Source organism: Chryseobacterium oryzae, assembly GCF_022811665.1.
Classification (GTDB): domain Bacteria; phylum Bacteroidota; class Bacteroidia; order Flavobacteriales; family Weeksellaceae; genus Chryseobacterium; species Chryseobacterium oryzae.
The window spans coordinates 611,675-629,456 of record NZ_CP094529.1; the positions used below are offsets into that span (position 1 = coordinate 611,675).

Below are 17,782 nucleotides of genomic sequence, written 5' to 3' on the forward strand. Positions count from 1 at the left end.
AAAACATCTTTATTAATATTGTAATGTATGTTGATTTTAAAAGCTTTGAATTCGATAAAAAAATTACAATTTTACAAATATGTTGTGCTTTTACTTCTGATATTGTCAGCTTGTAAAGATTCTCAACATTCGTCTTCACAAATAAATATCGGTTTTGCACAAGGTTTGGGAAACCATCCGTGGCGTCAGGCTATGAATCACGCCATGGAGATTCAGGCTTCGCTCCATTCTGATGTAAATTTAACAATCAGTAAAGCAGACGGTTCTATAAAAAAGCAGATTAACGATATCCAGAAAATGATTGATGACAATCTGGATATTATTATCATTTCACCATTGGATCCGAATGCTTTGGTTCCGGTAGTGGAAAAAGCTTACGCCAAGAAAATCCCAGTGATTTTGTTGGATCGCAAAATAAATTCTGATAAATATGTTACATATATTGGTGCAGATAATGTGGAAATTGGGAAAGAAGCAGCACAATATATTCTTTCCGACTCCAAAACTCTCAAAAAAGTCCTCGAAATAAGAGGTGACGACAATTCTTCGCCCACTACAGAAAGAAGTTTGGGTTTTGAACAAACTCTGAAAAACAATCCCAATGTTGAACTGATAAAAACTTTTCGAGGTCTTCCTGTCGAGGCATTCAGGAAAACGCTGGATTCTCTGGGAAATCAAAATCTTTATGTTTTTTCATTTAATGACGAGTTGGCTTCCAAAGCTTGGCAAGTTGCCAGAAATGCAGGAACTGAAAATCAAATTAAATTTATCGGTGTAGATGGTCTAAATACCAAGGATGGCGGAATTCAGTTGGTTTTAGACGGAAAACTGAATGCTACTTTATTGTATCCAACTGGCGGAACAGAAGCCATAGAAAGTGCCATTAAAATTCATAACGGCGAGACTTTACCAAAGAGAATTAAGCTCAGTACAACCATTATCGACAGGCTGAATGCTGAGATTATGCGGAACCAGTTTGATAAAATTATTGAGCAGCAGGGCGTTATCGAAAATCAGGTGAATGCAGTGAAACAGCAGACAAAATTGTATTCTTCCCAAAAAGAGCTCTTCCGCTGGTCGGTTGTATTACTCATTTTAATGTTTTGCCTTATTGCTTATGCGATTTACCTCATTTATGCTATTAAAATCAAAAATAAGCAGTTAACACTAACCAACGAAAGAGTAACCATCCAAAGAAACCAAATTGAGATGATTGCCGATGAACTTAAAGAAAGCAACGAAGCAAGAGTTAATTTCTTCACCGGGCTTTCTCACGAATTTAAAACGCCTATAACGCTTATTTTGAGCTCATTAGAATCCCTTAAAGATACTTTTAAAAGCAAAGGTACAAAACCGGCTTACGAGTTAGAATTAATCAGTAAGAACTCTAATAGATTATTGCGATTGGTTGATAATCTATTGGATTTTAGGAAGATAGAAAATAAAACCTTTAATCTTCGAGTTTCTAAAACCAATATTTACGATTTTACCTACGGAATTTTTCGGGATTTCGAAAACGAAGCCAAAAAACGAAATATTAAGTTTGAAATCTCTTCATCCAACAAAAATATTGAGTTGTATATCGACCGGAATTTGATGGATAAAGTGTATTTCAACTTATTATCAAACGCCTTCAAATTCACGCCAGACAACGGTAAAATTGAAATTAATATTCAGGACAAAGGGAATCAGGTTGCAATCAGTTTCAAAGATAATGGGATTGGTATTCCTGAAAAAGAAATTTCCAACGTATTCGAAGCCTATTTTAAAGGCTCTAATAATAGAAAAAACAGTTCTGGAATTGGTTTGCATCTTAGCCGCCAGTTCATCGAATTGCATTTGGGGAAAATTGAAGTCAGTTCGTTCCAAGGTACCGAATTTGTTATCAGCCTTTATAAAGGAAACAAACATTTTAACGAAGACCAAATGGTAAAAGAGGCGAGTGTTACAAATGCTGAAACTTTGGCTAAAAATGCAGTCAATCACGATTTTGATGACGAAGGATTTATCCATTCTGCACCTAACGATAATGAGCGTTACTCTCTTCTTTTGGTGGAAGATAATACCGATTTGTCGTTCTTTTTGAATAATAAATTAACTGCCGAGTTCGATGTGATGACTTCGGACGGCACCGATGCGATTGACAAAGCTTTGAGCGAGATTCCGGATATTATTATTTGCGATGTCAATCTTCCTGACAAGAATGGTTTTGAAATCTGCGAAATTCTTAAAAATGACCTTCGGACATCGCACATTCCAATTATTCTGCTCACGGCTTTGGATAATAAAGAATCTTATCTGCAAGGTCTGAAATCTGGAGTAGATTTATATTTAACCAAGCCATTCAATTATCCAATCTTGATTCAGTCGCTGCGTGCATTACTGTATAATCGGGAAAAACTGCGTTATTATTATACCAACAATATCGGCAAAATTGTGGATAGCAAGTCGTTTGGAAGTATCGAGCAAACTTTTGTCAATAAGCTAAACCAAATTATCAAATCTAATATTGATAACCCTGATTTTTCAGTGGAAAATCTCGCAGATTTACTGAATATTTCCAGAATTCAATTGTACCGGAAAATTAAAGCGATGTTTGATGTTAATGTCAGCGATTATATCAATAATATCAGGTTGGAACAGGCTAAATCAATGCTTCAAAACCCCGAACTGACGATTTCTGAAATTGCTTATAAAACTGGTTTTTCCTCGCCCAATTATTTTTCTACGGTGTTCAAAAATAAATTTGGCGTTTCACCTAATGTGTTTAGAAAATCTGCTGGAGAAGATTAATTACAGATAACTTTTTTATTTCTTTGATTCACTCTTGATAAAATCAACAACAGCATCCATAGCGACTTGTGCTTTTGGGTGCGCAGCCGACCATAGACCGCCCAAATGATCTTCGTTAGGAACATCAACTAATTTGGCTTCCACATTGGCTTTTTTCAGTTTCTCATACCACGCAATGCCTTGTGGTTTTAGCATATCTTTTTCGCAAGTGATAACAAGTGTTGACGGCGAAAACGAAATATCTTTTGCAAGAATTGGCGAAATGATAGGATCATCAGGCGATTTTCCTTTGAGATACATTTTTGCAACAATATTATAATAAAAATCTTTAATATCTCTGAGATCCACAGGAGGATTAACCAAAACCACATTGCTAATCTTTTTCTTACCCTGTTCTTTTACAAGTAGAGAAGTAGCTAAAAGTGCACCGCCACTATCGCCTAATAATGTCAGATGTTTGGCATCACCATTCCACTGGGAAGCGGTTTTTAGAATCCAGGATAAAACAGCATCACATTCATTAAGACCTGTAGGATAAGGATATTCCGGAGGTCTTTTATAGTCGATAGCCACAACAATGCTTTTTGTTTTTGCAGACAGATAACGGGAAATGTTATCGTGCGTGTTGAGATCACCACCAACCAATGCGCCGCCGTGAATTTGGAATATAAGAGGAAGTTTTTTATTAGTGATTTCTGGATAATAAAGCCTTATTTTTATGGAATCACTACCATCCATCACCACCTTGTCCTCCGTTTTGGCAACTGGCGTTGGTGCAATATGAAACGATGTGATTTCATCAGCTATGGATTTTCTAACCATTGCCGCAATTTTTTGATCCTCTTGTGCGAAAAAGTACGTAAATAAGAATATAAGCAAAATGGAAAATGATGTTTTCATAAGATATATTTTATGATTTAATTGATTTTTTAAAATTAGTAATTTTCCATCAAGTTTAAATTTTAATTTAATTGATTTTCAAAGTATTGCATTTTTGGTGCTTATATTATCAATTAACCTGTTGTGCATTTAGCACAGATTAATTTTTAATTTGTTCAAACTTATTTTGCACACGAAAAAATTCAGGTATTGAATCATCGTAAAAGAAGTTATTTTTGATACTATTCTTGTTGCCAAACCCTGAAAGGTTTTTGCAAAGTTGATGTTTATTGTGAACTGTCCGCACAGTTGCGATATATTCGTTTCAATCCGCTTTCTGATTTTTGATTTCGCTTTTGAAAACTCCACAAAATTATGTTGATTTTACGCATTGCAACCGAAAGATTAATCTTGGAATAGTTGAATAAATCTACCTGAAGTTCTTTGCTGATGTATCCTCTATCTCCAATTAACAGGCAATTTTTAAAATTTTCTTTAATGTCATGAAGATAATTCACATCATGAAGATGAGCAGGCGAAAAATCGAAAGAGTGAATTGCGAAGCACATCACGAATACCTTTAAAAAATGAAAAATAAATGAGTAAAGATTCCGTTTTTCTTGCAAACTGCATGAAGTTTGTAGCCAAAATATCTTGACTTCTGTGCAGCACAATATCCAAATGCGGGTTTTATTTCTTGCATGGAGCAGATTGCGGAACGATTTGCTCTGCTTATTTTACAGATTTCAATGGGTGTTGAATCCACAATGAAGACATCTGTAAAATCAGAAAACTTGCTGCTCAAAGTTTCTCTAATTTTTTCAATGTATGGAAAAAGCTTCCTTCTCCTTTTGTATAGACGCTTCTTTCAATTTTTCCGTCCAAATTAGTTCCGGAAATATATCTAAATAACTGTAATTCAGAATTAATAGACATATATTCAGCAGTAATATTGAGTGCGACAAGTTCCAAATCAGACATTTTTGGAAGCCCGATCTGTTTAGTCGTCGCAATATGTTTGCAGGTTGTTGTCAATTGGCTACACCGAACCACTTCGCTAGGTTTCTTTTAAAATATTTTCGTAGTTTTGAAAAAGATTGTTCATATATATAATCGATTAGCAGTCAATTAAATATACGGTTTTTTATTCAAATGGACAATCTTTTTTATTTTTTAATTTCTAAATGCACAATGGGTTAAAATATTATAATCCAATTGAAATAGACAAACCTTTTTTCCTTGTAATGATGACAAATAAGTGATTTTCTTACTAATACAAGATAAAATGCAAAACTTTAGTGTAAAAATTTTAACTAAGAATCTTTAGCTACTGCCAAAATAAACCATGCAAAATTATATTGAGATAAAATGTAAATTTTTAAAACAATATTTTATATACTAAAAGATATTCTAATCATAATTATTTTTTTTTAATTTTGCAAAAAAAATAATGTTCAGAAATTTTTTTTTATTTTCTATATTCTTTGTTACAATTACAATATACAGAGGGCAAAGTGTAGGAATAAATACACAAACTCCTGAAGCAAGTGCAATCTTAGATTTAGAAAGCTTCGTAGGAACAAAAGCCACCGCCACTGCAACTATCTCTAATGGTGCTGTTACAGGTATTACTATAACAAATCCTGGAGAAGGTTATACTTTTACACCTAGCATTTCTTTTGTAGGGGGTGGAGCTGTTCTTAATGGCGGTACAAGAGCCACAGCTACAGTAACAGTAAGTGGTGGCAAGGTTACAAACTACAGTATTACAAACGGAGGTTCCGGTTATACCTCTGCGCCAACTGTTGTATTTGGTAACAATAATAAAGGGTTATTGATACCAAGATTAAATATCGCATCTCTTTCTAATTTTACAAGTCCTGTAAACAACCCTGCAGATGGACTCTTAGCATACAATATTGGAAGCCCTACGAATAGCAATGAGAAAAGTATCTATTATTTTGATAGTATTAAAAATAGTTGGGTCAGCGGATTGAAATCTGTAAATACGCCAAGAATAGCATACTTGGATGTAACAGGAGATACAAGTGTCTTGACGAATGCAGGGGCTGGATATACAAATGTCGCCCTGCAAAATAAACCAAAGATTGCACCCGTATCTAACATAGCTGGTTTAGATATCTATACTTATAACAACAATCAATATGGTATAATACTACCTCAAGGTGATTATGTTGTAGAGATTAATTTTAATTTAACAACACCGCCACCAAGTTCTACAGATAGTAATTATTACATAATGGGATATTTTATAGATTTATATAATGACAATTATAATAATAGTACAAAAACAATAACATCATTTGGAAGTGACTTTAACCGAAAAGAGAATGTTGTAACCTCGAAACTAAATACAAATCATTTTGTGCCCTGGATGTATTTTGTACATGTACCTACAACGAGTAATCCAAGGCAGATGTATTGTTTAAGAATGTTCATTGGAAGGATGCAGGACAGCACCTATAATACCACAGCAATCATAAAAGACATTGGTTCATATATAAAGATATCAAAGATAAAATAATGAAAAAAAATAAATCATTTCTTTTCCTAATTTTTTTAGCAACAAGTAATTTGTTTTTGGCGCAATTAGGTATTGGTACAACAAGTGTAAAGCCATCTGCTGGATTAGAAGTTTCTAGCTCAACCAATAAAGGGTTATTATTACCAAGAGTAGATATTAGTGACATTACCGATAGTACCAAACCTATAAACAATCCAGCCACTGGACTTATTGTCTTTAACATTGGATCCATGCTAACATCCGGAATATATATATGGTACGATGCACAATGGAACTTAGTTTCCGATTCAGCAGGTTTAGTTGGTTTTATGTTATTACAGAAAAAAGGTGATGTATCTATATTGGGAGGTCTCGATAATGGGACTTATCAAAATTTCACTTCTGGGTTTAATATGAATGTTCTTAAAAATGATATTGGTGCAAGTTATACCTCAGAGGGAGCAATAACTTTACCTGCCAACAGTGGTTATGTGCTTAATTTATGTATTAATATTAGAAACACAAAAGAAACAAAAACATCTGGAATCAAGAATTTTCCTATTCAAGTCCATTTGTATCAAATAAAACTAATAGATCCTAGTACAAATACTCAGTATGGAGATACAATAAGTATCAATGCAACATCTAGTACCCTAGATAACAGTACAAATACCTTTGTTGGGAATCATTTAATAAATGCTAGTTTTGCTTTTTCAACAAAATCAGAGATAAAACTTATACCAGCAATTACACACTATGATGGGGGAACCTATCAGAAAAGTTCTACCGGTACGCCAGACGGCAGTGTAATTGTAGAAAATATTAAAATTGATATACAAAGAGGAATTTTAGTACAGTAATTATGAAAAAAACATTAATAATAATTTTATTTTTAAAATTTTGCTCGGTTTATTCACAAGTACAAGTAAAAAATACAAGTAATACGGCACCCTTAGAACCATCATCAATGCTAGATGTAAATTATTCTGATAAAGGTATCATAATACCATCATATGATTTACAGAGCCTTACCAGTACAACTACTCCAATTGTAAATCCTGTAGATGGGCTAATTATTTTTAATAAAGGTGGTAGCACAACATCTTATCCTAGAGGTATTTACACTTGGTCGAATAATAGTTGGAACAAAGTTACAATCAGTGGTAACGAAGCACAATCAATGGTATTAAACATTACAAGAGCTAGTCCTCAGTCTGGCAGTCCAACACTTATTCCAGCAAATACTTATAATAATGTCATCAACAATTTTACGGTTAGTACAAATTCTATTATCGGAGCGTCATTATCGAATGGAGATACTATAGTCTTACCAAAAGGTATTTATGTTATAAAATATAGTGTGGATACTATTAACAACCAATCAAATACCAACACAGGAGATGATAATATTAGTTACGAATTATCTGGAAATAATAAAGAAATTACGACCTGCATAAGAAGTTTTATGATAAATTCTTCTAACAGTACTACACCTCTTTCTGGTACAAATAGAGATTGCAAAACCTCCAACTCCTTCTCAGTTTACAATGGTACCTTCTTCTTAGATTTAAGCAATGCAACAGGTAATACAAATGTGCAGCAAAGGTTTGAGTTTGATGACACTGGCAATATAAATGGTTTAAAAAGAAATCCATTGAGAATTAGAACAAACTATGTTTTGTTAATTACTAAAATGCCGAGCTAAAGATTTTATAATACTTAAAACAAAAAAATTGGCAATTAATTAATCGCCAATTTTTTTCTCATCATCTGTACTAATACTTTGTGGAGTGGCTATCTTGTCGTATAACCACCGTTTGCAAAAATCGTTTGTCCGGTAATCCACCAACCATCAGTTACTAGAAATTCCACAAGCGGTGCAATGTCTTTGATGTCGGTTAATCCACCTAAATCAGAAGCTTGTTTGTGGTAAGCCACAGCGTCATCACTTTCTTGTCCATAGAAAAATGGCGTGTCCATAGGTCCTGGCGCTACTGCAGTTACGGAAATACCACGAGAACCAAATTCCTTAGATGCGGCTCTTGTAAAATGTTCAACAGGGGCTTTTGCACCGGCATAAGTAGAGTAGTAGCCTGTGAACGCTGCAAGCAATGACGTTACAATCGTGTTGATTTTACCGTTATCATTGAGTTTTTTTCCTGCCTCCTGGATGAAGAAATAAGCGACTTTCGAGTTGATATCACTCATGCTGTCATATTCTTCTTCTGTGGTTTCTGCAAAAGGTTTTTTTAGCACTTTTCCTACCGTGTTGATGGCAATATCCACGCCTCCAAATTTTTCGATGGCTGCATCGAAAAGCTTGCTAATGTTTTTGACATCGGTCAAATCGGCTTGGTATAAAAATGCTTCTCCGCCAGCGTTTGTAATGTCTTCCAATGTCTTTTCTGCATCGGATTTGGTGGTGTCGCTGTTATAATGAATCACCACTTTTGCACCTTTTTTGGCAAAATCACGGCTTAACAATCCACCAAGATTCTTTGCGCCACCAGCGATTAAAACCACTTTGCCTTTTAAATCGTTTCTGCTCATATCTTTTAAATTTTTTAAATTTTTAAAATTGATATGGCAAAATTGCGAAAGACTTGGATTTTTTTTATGGTGAACTTTTCGGAACTTTTATTTTTTCTGAATTTTCCGGAATTCCCCCGGCGTTTGTCCCGTGAATTTTTTAAAAAACTTAGAAAAATTAGAAGGGTCGTAGGTCAATAATTTTGCAATTTCAGAAACCGATTGCTCGCTGTTAAGCAATAGATCTTTAGCTTTTTCAATGATTTTGTCATCGTAAAAATAGCAAGGATGATGCCCGGTTTCCTGTTGTAAAGTATCGGTAAGATGCTTGTGCGAAATAAACAGCGCGTCTGCAATTGCATTGATTTCCATAAACTCATCGATTTTACCGGAAACCACATCTTCGATATGCCCATCTAAAAATCGAAAATAATTTTCAGTAATTTCCTGGCCTCGTTTTAATAAGTCATTATTAGAATCACGCATCATTTTTCATTATTAATGATGCTGTAAAAGTATTATTTTTTTACTTGTATTGAAATGAATTTTATTTTAAAAGAGATTTAAGGGCTTAATTTGTTGTCAAACAATTGTTTAAAGAAAAAGCATAACCGAAAATTGGTTATGCTTTTTAATAATTTAGAAGATATCTGGTTTTAGCCATTGGCTTTAGCATCTGCCAAAAGGGCTTTTGCACTCATTTCGCCAAAAAGGTTGGCAGCCAAAGGGCTGTCGCCAGTAATTAATTTTCGGTCGGTATGACAAGCACCGGAAATATTGTCGTTTAGAAATTCTACGCCCAATTTTTGAAGTTTCTGTCCATAAAACCAAGGCATTTCACCCGGCTGATAACCAATTTCTGGCAATGTTACATCGATATTGTCCGGAAACGCATTGATTTTGTACGCATTGTAAGGATAAGTTTCAGCAGTTTCACCAATGCCTGCAGCCAAAAGTGCAGCCGGTCCGTGGCAGATGGCGAGCATAAATTTATCTTCTTTCACTACCCAATTGATCAATTTTTTTAGGTCTTCGCTTTCTGGTAAGCCCAACATAGCACCGTGCCCTCCGGGTAAGAAAACCGCAACGTAATCGGTATCAGAAGCAAAATTTCCGGCAACAAAATCTTTTAAACTTTTGGGTTGAGACATTTGCTCAGAATACTTTTCAATAATATTGCTAACGCTTGCATCCTGCAATGGCAATGCCCAAAGTTCGAGTTTTACAGATCCTCCTGTTAGCGTGAAAAAATCCACTTCGTATCCGGCATCATTGAGGTGAAGAATCGGTAAAAAGGTTTCAACCGGATGATTTCCGGTAGAGAATTTTTTCCCATTCGCCATAGCCATATATTTCTCTTCTGTGCAGACTACCAATACTTTTTTCTTTTTATCGGTATTGATATTGCCGTAATCAAGTGGCTCGTAATTCGTTTTCGGAGCAACAAATTGAGACCGGGAATAGAAAGAAGGTTCATAACCAATGCCGTCAAAAACGGGTGCTTTGCTTAAATCTTGTGCTGATAATGACATAATAATTTATTTTTTAGTTAATATTTTGAATTTAATTTTAAATGAAGCTTAATCGAAATCAATCTCTTGGCTGATACCTAAACATCTTAATCAATCTGTGTGGATTTCTTTATAATTAATTCCTTACAAAATTATACATTAAAATAAGGTAATGACAAGGACCTACATCACAAAAAATCGTGAAAAAGCTCACGATTATGTTTTATAAAAAAGAAATTAAAACTGCAATCGGCTAAGTGTTTCTCTGGTGACACCCAGATAATTGGCAAGGGTTTGTTTAGAAATTCGTTGAAAAAGATTGGGATATTGCCGGAGAAAAGCCTCATAACGTTCCTTGGCAGTGTCGGACATCAGGGACATAATCCGGCGTTGCAAAGCCACATAGCCCAAATTGGATTTGACCCGGAAAAAATGTTCCATTTTAGGAATATCCCTACAAAGACTTTCAAAATTCTCGAAGCTAATCGCAAACAGCACACAATCCTGAAGACATTGCACATCTAAGCTTGCATTTTCCTGGCGAAAAAATCCCTGGAAATCAGTAATCCACCAATCTTGGGTCGCAAATTGCAAAATATGTTCTTTCCCGCTGTTGTCCATCGTGCCACATTTTAACAAACCATCTGCCACAAAAAACATTTCATTAACCGGATGATTTTCCTTTACCAAAAGATGTTTTTTAGGGTGATTTTGAAGCGTAAAGTAGGTTTTTATAACCGTAAACTCTTCAGTCGTTATATCAACAAGTTCACGGATATGATTTTTTAATAGATTTTCCATTAAGGTTTAGAAACATTGAATAAGGAAATATACAACATAATTTTTCGATGGATACAGCATATTTCCTTTTGGGTTAAAAAAGAACATATTTTGGTTAATTTTTTAATAACGTTTATCGTTCAAGCCTTTCCAAAACTTATAAAATCCCGTAACATAATTGTAAGATGAGGTTACATTTTCGAAACAATACTTCATTTTTATAAAATTCAATTCAAAATAAAACATTGATAATCAATTAAATGTAAAATATTAACATTCAATTAACGTTCTCGAAACATTTTGTTACAAATTTAGACCTGCCCAGTCGCATCTCGGGATATATTAGCCATCAACAAATAAATAATTTCTTTGAGATGAACAAAATTATGATGTGGTCTATTACCGCAGCCTTAGCAGGATTTCTTTTCGGGTTTGATGTCGTGGTAATTTCCGGCGCCGATAAAAAATTACAAGCATTATGGCATAGTTCAGACGCCTTTCACGGCGCCGTTGTAATGGGAATGGCATTATGGGGAACAGTGATTGGTGCTATCTTTGGCGGCATCCCAACCAATAAATTCGGAAGAAAGAAAACCCTGTTAGCCATTGGTATTTTATATGCGCTTTCAGCTATCGGAACGGCCTTCTCTCACGACCCTTATATATTTGCCTTTTTCAGATTTATGGGCGGTTTAGGCGTTGGAGCTTCTACCATTGCGGCGCCGGCTTACATTTCCGAGATTGCACCGGCCAAAGACCGTGGTAGATTGGTTTCTTTGTACCAGTTCAACATAGTTTTGGGGATTTTGGTGGCGTTCTTGTCCAATTATTTGTTAAGCGGCATTGGCGATAACGATTGGCGTTGGATGTTGGGTGTTCAGGCCATTCCAGCCATTATTTATACCATTTGTGTCGCCGCCATTCCGGAAAGTCCAAGATGGCTGGTTTCACAAGGCAAAATTGATGACGCCAAAAAAGTGATGAAAATCATCACGCCGGACCAGGATATTGATGCGGTAATTTCTCAGATGGAAGATGACCACGCCGAAGCACCAAAGGAAAATATTTTTATGAAAAAATACCGTTTTCCGCTGATGTTGGCTTTTCTCATCGCCTTTTTTAACCAAATGTCGGGGATTAACGCCTTTTTATATTATGCACCAAGGATTTTTGGGGAAGCCGGTTTGGGCGAGAAAACCGCTTTGCTCAGCAGTATCGGAATTGGCATCGTGAATATGGTTTTCACCTTAGTCGGGGTTAATCTGATTGATAAAGTCGGCAGAAGAACCCTGATGTTTATTGGCTCCATCGGCTATATTATTTCGTTGGGATTGGTTTCTATGGCGTTTTATTTCCATTGGACAGGTCTCGCCATTCCAATCTTTTTATTTCTGTTCATCGCGGCGCACGCCATTGGTCAGGGCACGGTGATTTGGGTATTTATTTCAGAGATTTTCCCCAATCAGCTTCGCGCATCGGGACAAGCTTTTGGCAGCTCCACGCACTGGGTTTTGGCGGCGATTATCCCGTCTCTGGTTCCGATGTTGTTCTCCACAATTGGCGCGGGCACAGTGTTTTTAGTGTTCACCATCGCAATGGTTTTCCAGTTGTTGTTCGTCATTTTTATGATGCCGGAAACCAAAGGCGTTTCATTGGAAAAGCTAAGTAAAATTTTAACCAAAGAATAGTTAATCACAATAAAAATTTGGGCAGCTTATCCGTCCTCCGCTCCCAATCTTTTTTTGCCAGGGCTTATTTCCTCCGCAAAAAAAAGGATTTCCGCTCAGGCCGGGCTGCGGGATTCGGCATAAAACAGATTTTGTCATCCATTCAACATTGGTTCATCCAATTGAGAAGATTTCAGAAAAAGAAGGAGAAACATTAGGTTCAACGAAAACCAATTTAGACCATTTGGCTTCAATAACTTAAGAAAAATCAATCAATTGATTTCTTAATTATTCCATCTTAATTAACTAAAAATCTTAATGTTAAAAAAGCTCAGAAAGAAATTATTAAAACTTAAATAATTCCAAACAAACAAAATCCTTAAGTCATCAAGCTTAAGATTAATAAAGAAAATAATCGTAATGAAAAAAATCATATCCACATTCATCATCGCTGCCAGCTTTTACAATGGTCTGCACGCACAGTCGGCGCCCAAAGTTTCGGAAGAGCAGCTTTACCGACCCAACTTCCATTTCAGCCCGAAAAAAGGCTGGATGAACGACCCAAACGGACTTTATTACAAAGACGGCGTTTACCATTTGTTTTTCCAATATTATCCCGATGGGAATAAGTGGGGACCAATGCATTGGGGACACGCCACGAGCAAAGATTTGGTAAAATGGGAAGAGCAGAAGATTGCCTTGGCGCCGGATGCTTTGGGTTATATCTTCTCCGGAAGTGCCGTGGTGGATAAAAATAATACTTCTGGCTTCGGTGATGCCAAAAATATGCCGGTTGTCGCCATCTACACCTACCACAATCCAAACCGTGAGAAAGACGGCAAAATCGATGTCGAATCTCAGGGGATTGCCTACACTTTGGACAACAGCAAAAGCTGGACAAAATTCAGTAATAACCCGGTATTGAAAAACCCGGGAATCAAAGATTTCCGCGACCCGAAAGTCACTTGGGACAGCAAAAGACAACAGTGGATTATGGCTTTGGCAGCACAGGACAGAGCGCATTTCTACGCCTCCAAAAACCTGAAAGACTGGACTTTCCAATCCGAATTCGGGAAAGATTTGGGTGCTCACGGTGGCGTTTGGGAATGCCCAGATTTGTTTCCGATAAAAGTGGAAGGCACCAAAGAAGAAAAATGGGTACTGATTGTCAATATCAACCCGGGAGGACCAAATAAAGGTTCTGCAGGACAATATTTTGTCGGGGATTTTGACGGAAAAACTTTCACGGTGGACGCCTTGTTCACAAAACAACTTCAAAAAGACAAAGCCGCTTGGCTCGATTGGGGAAAAGACAATTACGCCAGCGTGTCTTTTGATAATATTCCCGACGGAAAACGGGTGATTATCGGCTGGATGAGCAATTGGGAATATGCACAGGAAGTGCCTACAGAAGCTTGGAGAAGCAGTATGACGGTGGCAAGAGAGGTCTCCCTGAAAAGAACAAAAGAGGCTTATATCTTAAAAAATGTTCCGGTAAAACAACTTCAAACGTATGAAGGAAAAGCCATTCAGAAAAAAATCAATCTAAAAGCTGAAAATAAGGTTTTGGGATCGTCAGAAATCGACCTTAGCAAAGCAATTTTGGACTTGGATTTGAAAAAATTGACGGCCGGAACCTATACCTTCTCACTTAAAAATTCTTTGGGCGAAGAAGTGCTTTTCGGGATTGATAACAACAGCAAGGAACTGTTTGTAGACCGTTCAAAATCTGGCAAAATAAACTTTGGAAACCATTATGCAACGCCGGTGACAAAAGCACCTTTAGACCAATCGCTTAGCAATGCAAAAATGAAGGTGGTTTTGGACAAAACGTCGATAGAGATTTTCTTTAACGATGGCGAAAAAGTTTTAACCGAAATTTTCTTCCCGAACGAAAAATTCTCGGAATTAAATCTGTCAACGGATTCAAAAGGGGCTTCTGTAAGCGTGATTGCGCATCAACTTAATATCAAATAAAAACTATATCATATGAAGAAATATAAAATAGCCGTGGCGTTTTGCCTTCTTCCTTTTTCCTACATTTTTGCACAGGAAATCGTAAAAGGAAAAGTCGTTGCACCCAACCAGAAACCTCTGAGCGGTGTTACGGTAACTGTTTCAGAAACAGGCGTGAGTACGACAACGGATAATAGCGGTGCATTTCAAATTAATGATTTGCAGAAAGGTAACAAACTGATTTTCACCTATCCGGATTATTCGACTCAGGAAGTTATCGTGGATGAGAAAACGGTTCTCAACATTGTTTTGGCTGCCGATAAAGTAAAAACTATTGATGAAGTTATCGTAACGGGGTATACCAAACAGAAAAAATCAGACATTACCGGCGCTGTGGCGGTGGTTGATATGAAAGATTTGAATAAGCAAGCTGAGCCCAACCCGATTAAATCATTGCAGGGTAGAGTAGCAGGGGTAAATATCAGTACAGACGGTTCGCCTTCCGGTGGCAATACAAAAGTCCTGATTCGTGGGGTTGGAACCTTGAACAATACCGACCCGCTTTATGTGATCGACGGCGTACCAACCAAAGCCGGAATGCACGAGCTGAATCCCGCCGATATCGAAACAATGCAGGTGCTGAAAGATGCTTCTTCTGCAAGTATTTACGGTTCCAGAGCGGCAAATGGCGTTATCATCATTACCACCAAAAAGGGTAAAAAAGGCAAAATGAGAATCGACCTTAATTATTACACGGCCTTTTCGCAATATGCTAAGAAAACTTCTGTCCTCAATGCAAAACAATTTGGGCAGGTGCTTTGGCAAGCCAATATCAATGATGGATTGAATCCTAACAACAATAACCTGAGTTACAATTTTGATTGGGGTGTTCAGAATGGTGTTCCAACACTTTACAACAGCTATGTTCCGGAATATCTGGATGCTGCAAAAACCATTAAATCTGCCAACACAAATTGGTATGATGAGGTGTCTCAAACCGGTGTTGCCAACTCGTTGGATGTTGCAGCGTCAAGTGCTTCAGATAAAGGGTCTTACTATTTCTCAATGGGATATTACGACAACAATGGTATCGTGAAACTGACGGATTTCAAAAGATTGTCGGCGCGTGTAAACACTTCTTACAATTTCTTCGACGGCAAACTGAAAATCGGTGAAAACTTCACTTATAATAAAACCAACGAACTGATGGACCCGGGCGTTCTGGACCCCGCTTTGAGAGCTTTGCCGATTATTCCGGTTCATACCGTGGATGGCATCGGTTGGGGCGGACCTGTTGGCGGGATGAACGACCGTCAGAATCCGGTTCGTTTGCTTAATTACAACAAAGATAATGGCTACCGTTACCAAAGGTTTTTCGGAAATGCCTTCGCCGAATTGCAGGTGGTTAAAAATTTAACCTTGAAGTCAAGTTTCGGTGTAGATATGTCGAATTATTACAAGCGAACTCTACAGAGAAGCTACGTTTCAGGCTATCTTAAAAATGATAAAAACGCTGTAAACATCGACCAATCCGACACTGAAAAGTGGACTTGGACAAACACAGCGCAATACACTGCTAAAGCAGGAAATCACCACTTCGATTTGTTGGGCGGAACGGAAATGTACAAAGAAACGTATAACAATACCTGGCTCAGGAAAGAAGGCTTTTTAATTGAAAATCCAGATTATATGTATCCGGATGCAGGAACTGGCGATGCTTTCAACGGCGGAACTTCCACATATTACAGCTTATTGTCTTACTTCGGAAAATTCTCTTATGATTATGACAATCATTATTTGTTCTCGGCAACTTTGCGTTATGACGGTTCGTCCAGATTTGGGAAAAACAACCGTTTCGGAACATTCCCGGCATTTTCTGCGGGTTGGAGAATCAATAAAGAAGATTTTGCAGAGAAATTGATCCCATTCTTTTCGGATTTAAGATTGAGAGCAGGTTGGGGACAGACGGGTAATCAGGAAATCAGCAACTCGGCGGTGTATTCGCTTTACATTGCGAACTATGCAGGCGGAAACCCAACCTGGGCAACTTCTTATGGCACAGCTTACGATATTTCAGGCGTCGGAAGCGGTTTATTACCATCAGGTTTCATTGCAACGCAGACCAAAAATGATGATTTGAAATGGGAAACCACAACGCAAACGAACCTTGGTTTGGATTTCGGATTTTTCAATCAGAAATTAACGGGAAGTGTAGATATTTATAAAAAAGCGACAAAAGATATCTTGGTTTTGCCACCGTATTTAGGTGTAATCGGTGAAGGCGGAAACCGTTGGATTAATGGTGCTTCGATGGAAAATAAAGGGATTGAAGTCGCTTTAGGCTACGGCGATAAAACAGCCGGTGGCTTTGGTTACGACATTTCTGCGAATTTTTCGATGAACAGAAACCAGATTACAGCCTTGCCACAATCGGTGATTAATAATTATGGAGGAAACGGAACTACGGATAATATTCTCGGCAGACCCATCAATTCAATGTACGGTTATGTGGCAGATGGCTTATTCAGAACGCAGACGGAGGTTGATAATTCAGCAACGCAACCGGGTAAAGGTTTAGGGAGAATCCGTTACGCTGATTTGAATCACGACGGCGTGATTGATGATAAAGACAGAACTTGGATTGGAAACCCGAATCCTGGTTTTATGTATGGTTTTAACATTAATTTTTCGTACAAAAATTTCGATTTATCAACTTTTTGGCAGGGAATCGGCGATGTGGACGTCATCAATGCTAAAAAATACCAGACCGATTTCTGGAGTGTGGATGACGTTGGCTCCAACAAAGGAACACGATTGCTGAATGCGTGGTCGCCACAAAATCCAAATTCAACAATTCCAGCATTGACGACGGTTGACAGCAATGCAGAATCCAGATTTTCGTCCTATTATGTTGAAAACGGAAGTTACCTGAAATTAAGAGTGTTACAGCTCGGTTACAGCATTCCGAAAAACGTTTTGGAACAATATAAAATTACCAATTTCAGAATTTACATCAGTGCTCAAAATCTTTTGACCATCAAGTCCAAAAGCTTCACAGGCATCGATCCGGAAACGCCGGCATTTGGTTATCCATTGCCTTTAACCGTGAATTTTGGAGTTAATTTATCCCTTTAATTTTTAAA

The 17,782-nt window shown here is 37.1% G+C and carries 12 protein-coding genes and 1 pseudogene; 7 read left to right on the top strand and 6 right to left on the bottom strand.

The window, feature by feature from the left end:
* Positions 1-27: 27 nt before the first annotated feature.
* Positions 28-2,793, top strand: coding sequence for a substrate-binding domain-containing protein (locus MTP08_RS02890; RefSeq protein WP_243576971.1), 2,766 nt, complete (start codon positions 28-30; stop codon positions 2,791-2,793).
* A 15-nt stretch (positions 2,794-2,808) separates the two neighbouring features.
* On the opposite strand, the gene MTP08_RS02895 is transcribed toward MTP08_RS02890, so the two are convergent.
* Positions 2,809-3,693 (bottom strand): alpha/beta hydrolase, encoded by an 885-nt coding sequence (locus MTP08_RS02895; protein WP_243576972.1) that lies wholly within the window; start codon positions 3,691-3,693, stop codon positions 2,809-2,811.
* Positions 3,694-3,822: 129 nt separating this feature from the next.
* Positions 3,823-4,777, bottom strand: a pseudogene (locus MTP08_RS02900) (transposase).
* A gap of 345 nt (positions 4,778-5,122) precedes the next feature.
* Between MTP08_RS02900 and MTP08_RS02905 the strand changes: the two are divergent.
* The 3 genes from MTP08_RS02905 to MTP08_RS02915 are packed head-to-tail and all read left to right on the top strand — an operon-like array spanning position 5,123 to position 7,901.
* The gene (locus MTP08_RS02905) at positions 5,123-6,217 is read left to right on the top strand and encodes a hypothetical protein (RefSeq protein ID WP_243576973.1); all 1,095 of its coding nucleotides are present in this window, start codon (positions 5,123-5,125) and stop codon (positions 6,215-6,217) included.
* Positions 6,217-7,056 carry a hypothetical protein gene (locus tag MTP08_RS02910; RefSeq protein ID WP_243576974.1) on the top strand — a complete coding sequence of 280 codons (840 nt, stop codon included), beginning with the start codon at positions 6,217-6,219 and terminating at the stop codon, positions 7,054-7,056. Before MTP08_RS02905 ends, MTP08_RS02910 begins: the two co-directional genes overlap by 1 nt.
* A 2-nt stretch (positions 7,057-7,058) precedes the next feature.
* Positions 7,059-7,901 carry a hypothetical protein gene (locus MTP08_RS02915; RefSeq protein WP_243576975.1) on the top strand — a complete coding sequence of 281 codons (843 nt, stop codon included), beginning with the start codon at positions 7,059-7,061 and terminating at the stop codon, positions 7,899-7,901.
* 89 nt (positions 7,902-7,990) lie between these two features.
* Here MTP08_RS02915 and MTP08_RS02920 read toward each other — a convergent pair whose 3' ends face one another.
* From MTP08_RS02920 to MTP08_RS02935, 4 genes are all read right to left on the bottom strand, one after another.
* Positions 7,991-8,746, bottom strand: coding sequence for an SDR family oxidoreductase (locus tag MTP08_RS02920; RefSeq protein WP_243576976.1), 756 nt, complete (start codon positions 8,744-8,746; stop codon positions 7,991-7,993).
* 87 nt (positions 8,747-8,833) lie between these two features.
* Positions 8,834-9,211, bottom strand: coding sequence for a helix-turn-helix domain-containing protein (locus MTP08_RS02925; RefSeq protein ID WP_243577715.1), 378 nt, complete (start codon positions 9,209-9,211; stop codon positions 8,834-8,836).
* Between the two features lie 170 nt (positions 9,212-9,381).
* Positions 9,382-10,257 carry a DJ-1/PfpI family protein gene (locus MTP08_RS02930; RefSeq protein ID WP_243576977.1) on the bottom strand — a complete coding sequence of 292 codons (876 nt, stop codon included), beginning with the start codon at positions 10,255-10,257 and terminating at the stop codon, positions 9,382-9,384.
* Positions 10,258-10,473: 216 nt separating this feature from the next.
* Entirely contained in the window at positions 10,474-11,037 is a 564-nt protein-coding gene (locus MTP08_RS02935; RefSeq protein ID WP_243576978.1) for a Crp/Fnr family transcriptional regulator, read from the bottom strand.
* A 353-nt stretch (positions 11,038-11,390) separates the two neighbouring features.
* On the opposite strand from MTP08_RS02935, the gene MTP08_RS02940 reads away from it, so the two are divergent.
* The 3 genes from MTP08_RS02940 (at position 11,391) to MTP08_RS02950 (ending at position 17,774) form a co-directional block, all read left to right on the top strand.
* Positions 11,391-12,704, top strand: coding sequence for a sugar porter family MFS transporter (locus tag MTP08_RS02940; RefSeq protein ID WP_243576979.1), 1,314 nt, complete (start codon positions 11,391-11,393; stop codon positions 12,702-12,704).
* A 399-nt stretch (positions 12,705-13,103) separates the two neighbouring features.
* Entirely contained in the window at positions 13,104-14,660 is a 1,557-nt protein-coding gene (locus MTP08_RS02945; RefSeq protein WP_243576980.1) for a glycoside hydrolase family 32 protein, read from the top strand.
* Between the two features lie 12 nt (positions 14,661-14,672).
* Positions 14,673-17,774: a SusC/RagA family TonB-linked outer membrane protein gene (locus MTP08_RS02950; RefSeq protein WP_243576981.1), complete on the top strand. Its 3,102-nt coding sequence runs from the start codon at positions 14,673-14,675 to the stop codon at positions 17,772-17,774.
* Positions 17,775-17,782 lie beyond the last annotated feature (8 nt).

Coding starts and splice junctions, on each gene's coding strand:
- MTP08_RS02890 (WP_243576971.1), top strand. CDS start 28: ATGTTGATTTTAAAAGCTTTGAATTCGATAAAAAAATTACAATTTTAC.
- MTP08_RS02895 (WP_243576972.1), bottom strand. CDS start 3,693: ATGAAAACATCATTTTCCATTTTGCTTATATTCTTATTTACGTACTTT.
- MTP08_RS02905 (WP_243576973.1), top strand. CDS start 5,123: ATGTTCAGAAATTTTTTTTTATTTTCTATATTCTTTGTTACAATTACA.
- MTP08_RS02910 (WP_243576974.1), top strand. CDS start 6,217: ATGAAAAAAAATAAATCATTTCTTTTCCTAATTTTTTTAGCAACAAGT.
- MTP08_RS02915 (WP_243576975.1), top strand. CDS start 7,059: ATGAAAAAAACATTAATAATAATTTTATTTTTAAAATTTTGCTCGGTT.
- MTP08_RS02920 (WP_243576976.1), bottom strand. CDS start 8,746: ATGAGCAGAAACGATTTAAAAGGCAAAGTGGTTTTAATCGCTGGTGGC.
- MTP08_RS02925 (WP_243577715.1), bottom strand. CDS start 9,211: ATGCGTGATTCTAATAATGACTTATTAAAACGAGGCCAGGAAATTACT.
- MTP08_RS02930 (WP_243576977.1), bottom strand. CDS start 10,257: ATGTCATTATCAGCACAAGATTTAAGCAAAGCACCCGTTTTTGACGGC.
- MTP08_RS02935 (WP_243576978.1), bottom strand. CDS start 11,037: ATGGAAAATCTATTAAAAAATCATATCCGTGAACTTGTTGATATAACG.
- MTP08_RS02940 (WP_243576979.1), top strand. CDS start 11,391: ATGAACAAAATTATGATGTGGTCTATTACCGCAGCCTTAGCAGGATTT.
- MTP08_RS02945 (WP_243576980.1), top strand. CDS start 13,104: ATGAAAAAAATCATATCCACATTCATCATCGCTGCCAGCTTTTACAAT.
- MTP08_RS02950 (WP_243576981.1), top strand. CDS start 14,673: ATGAAGAAATATAAAATAGCCGTGGCGTTTTGCCTTCTTCCTTTTTCC.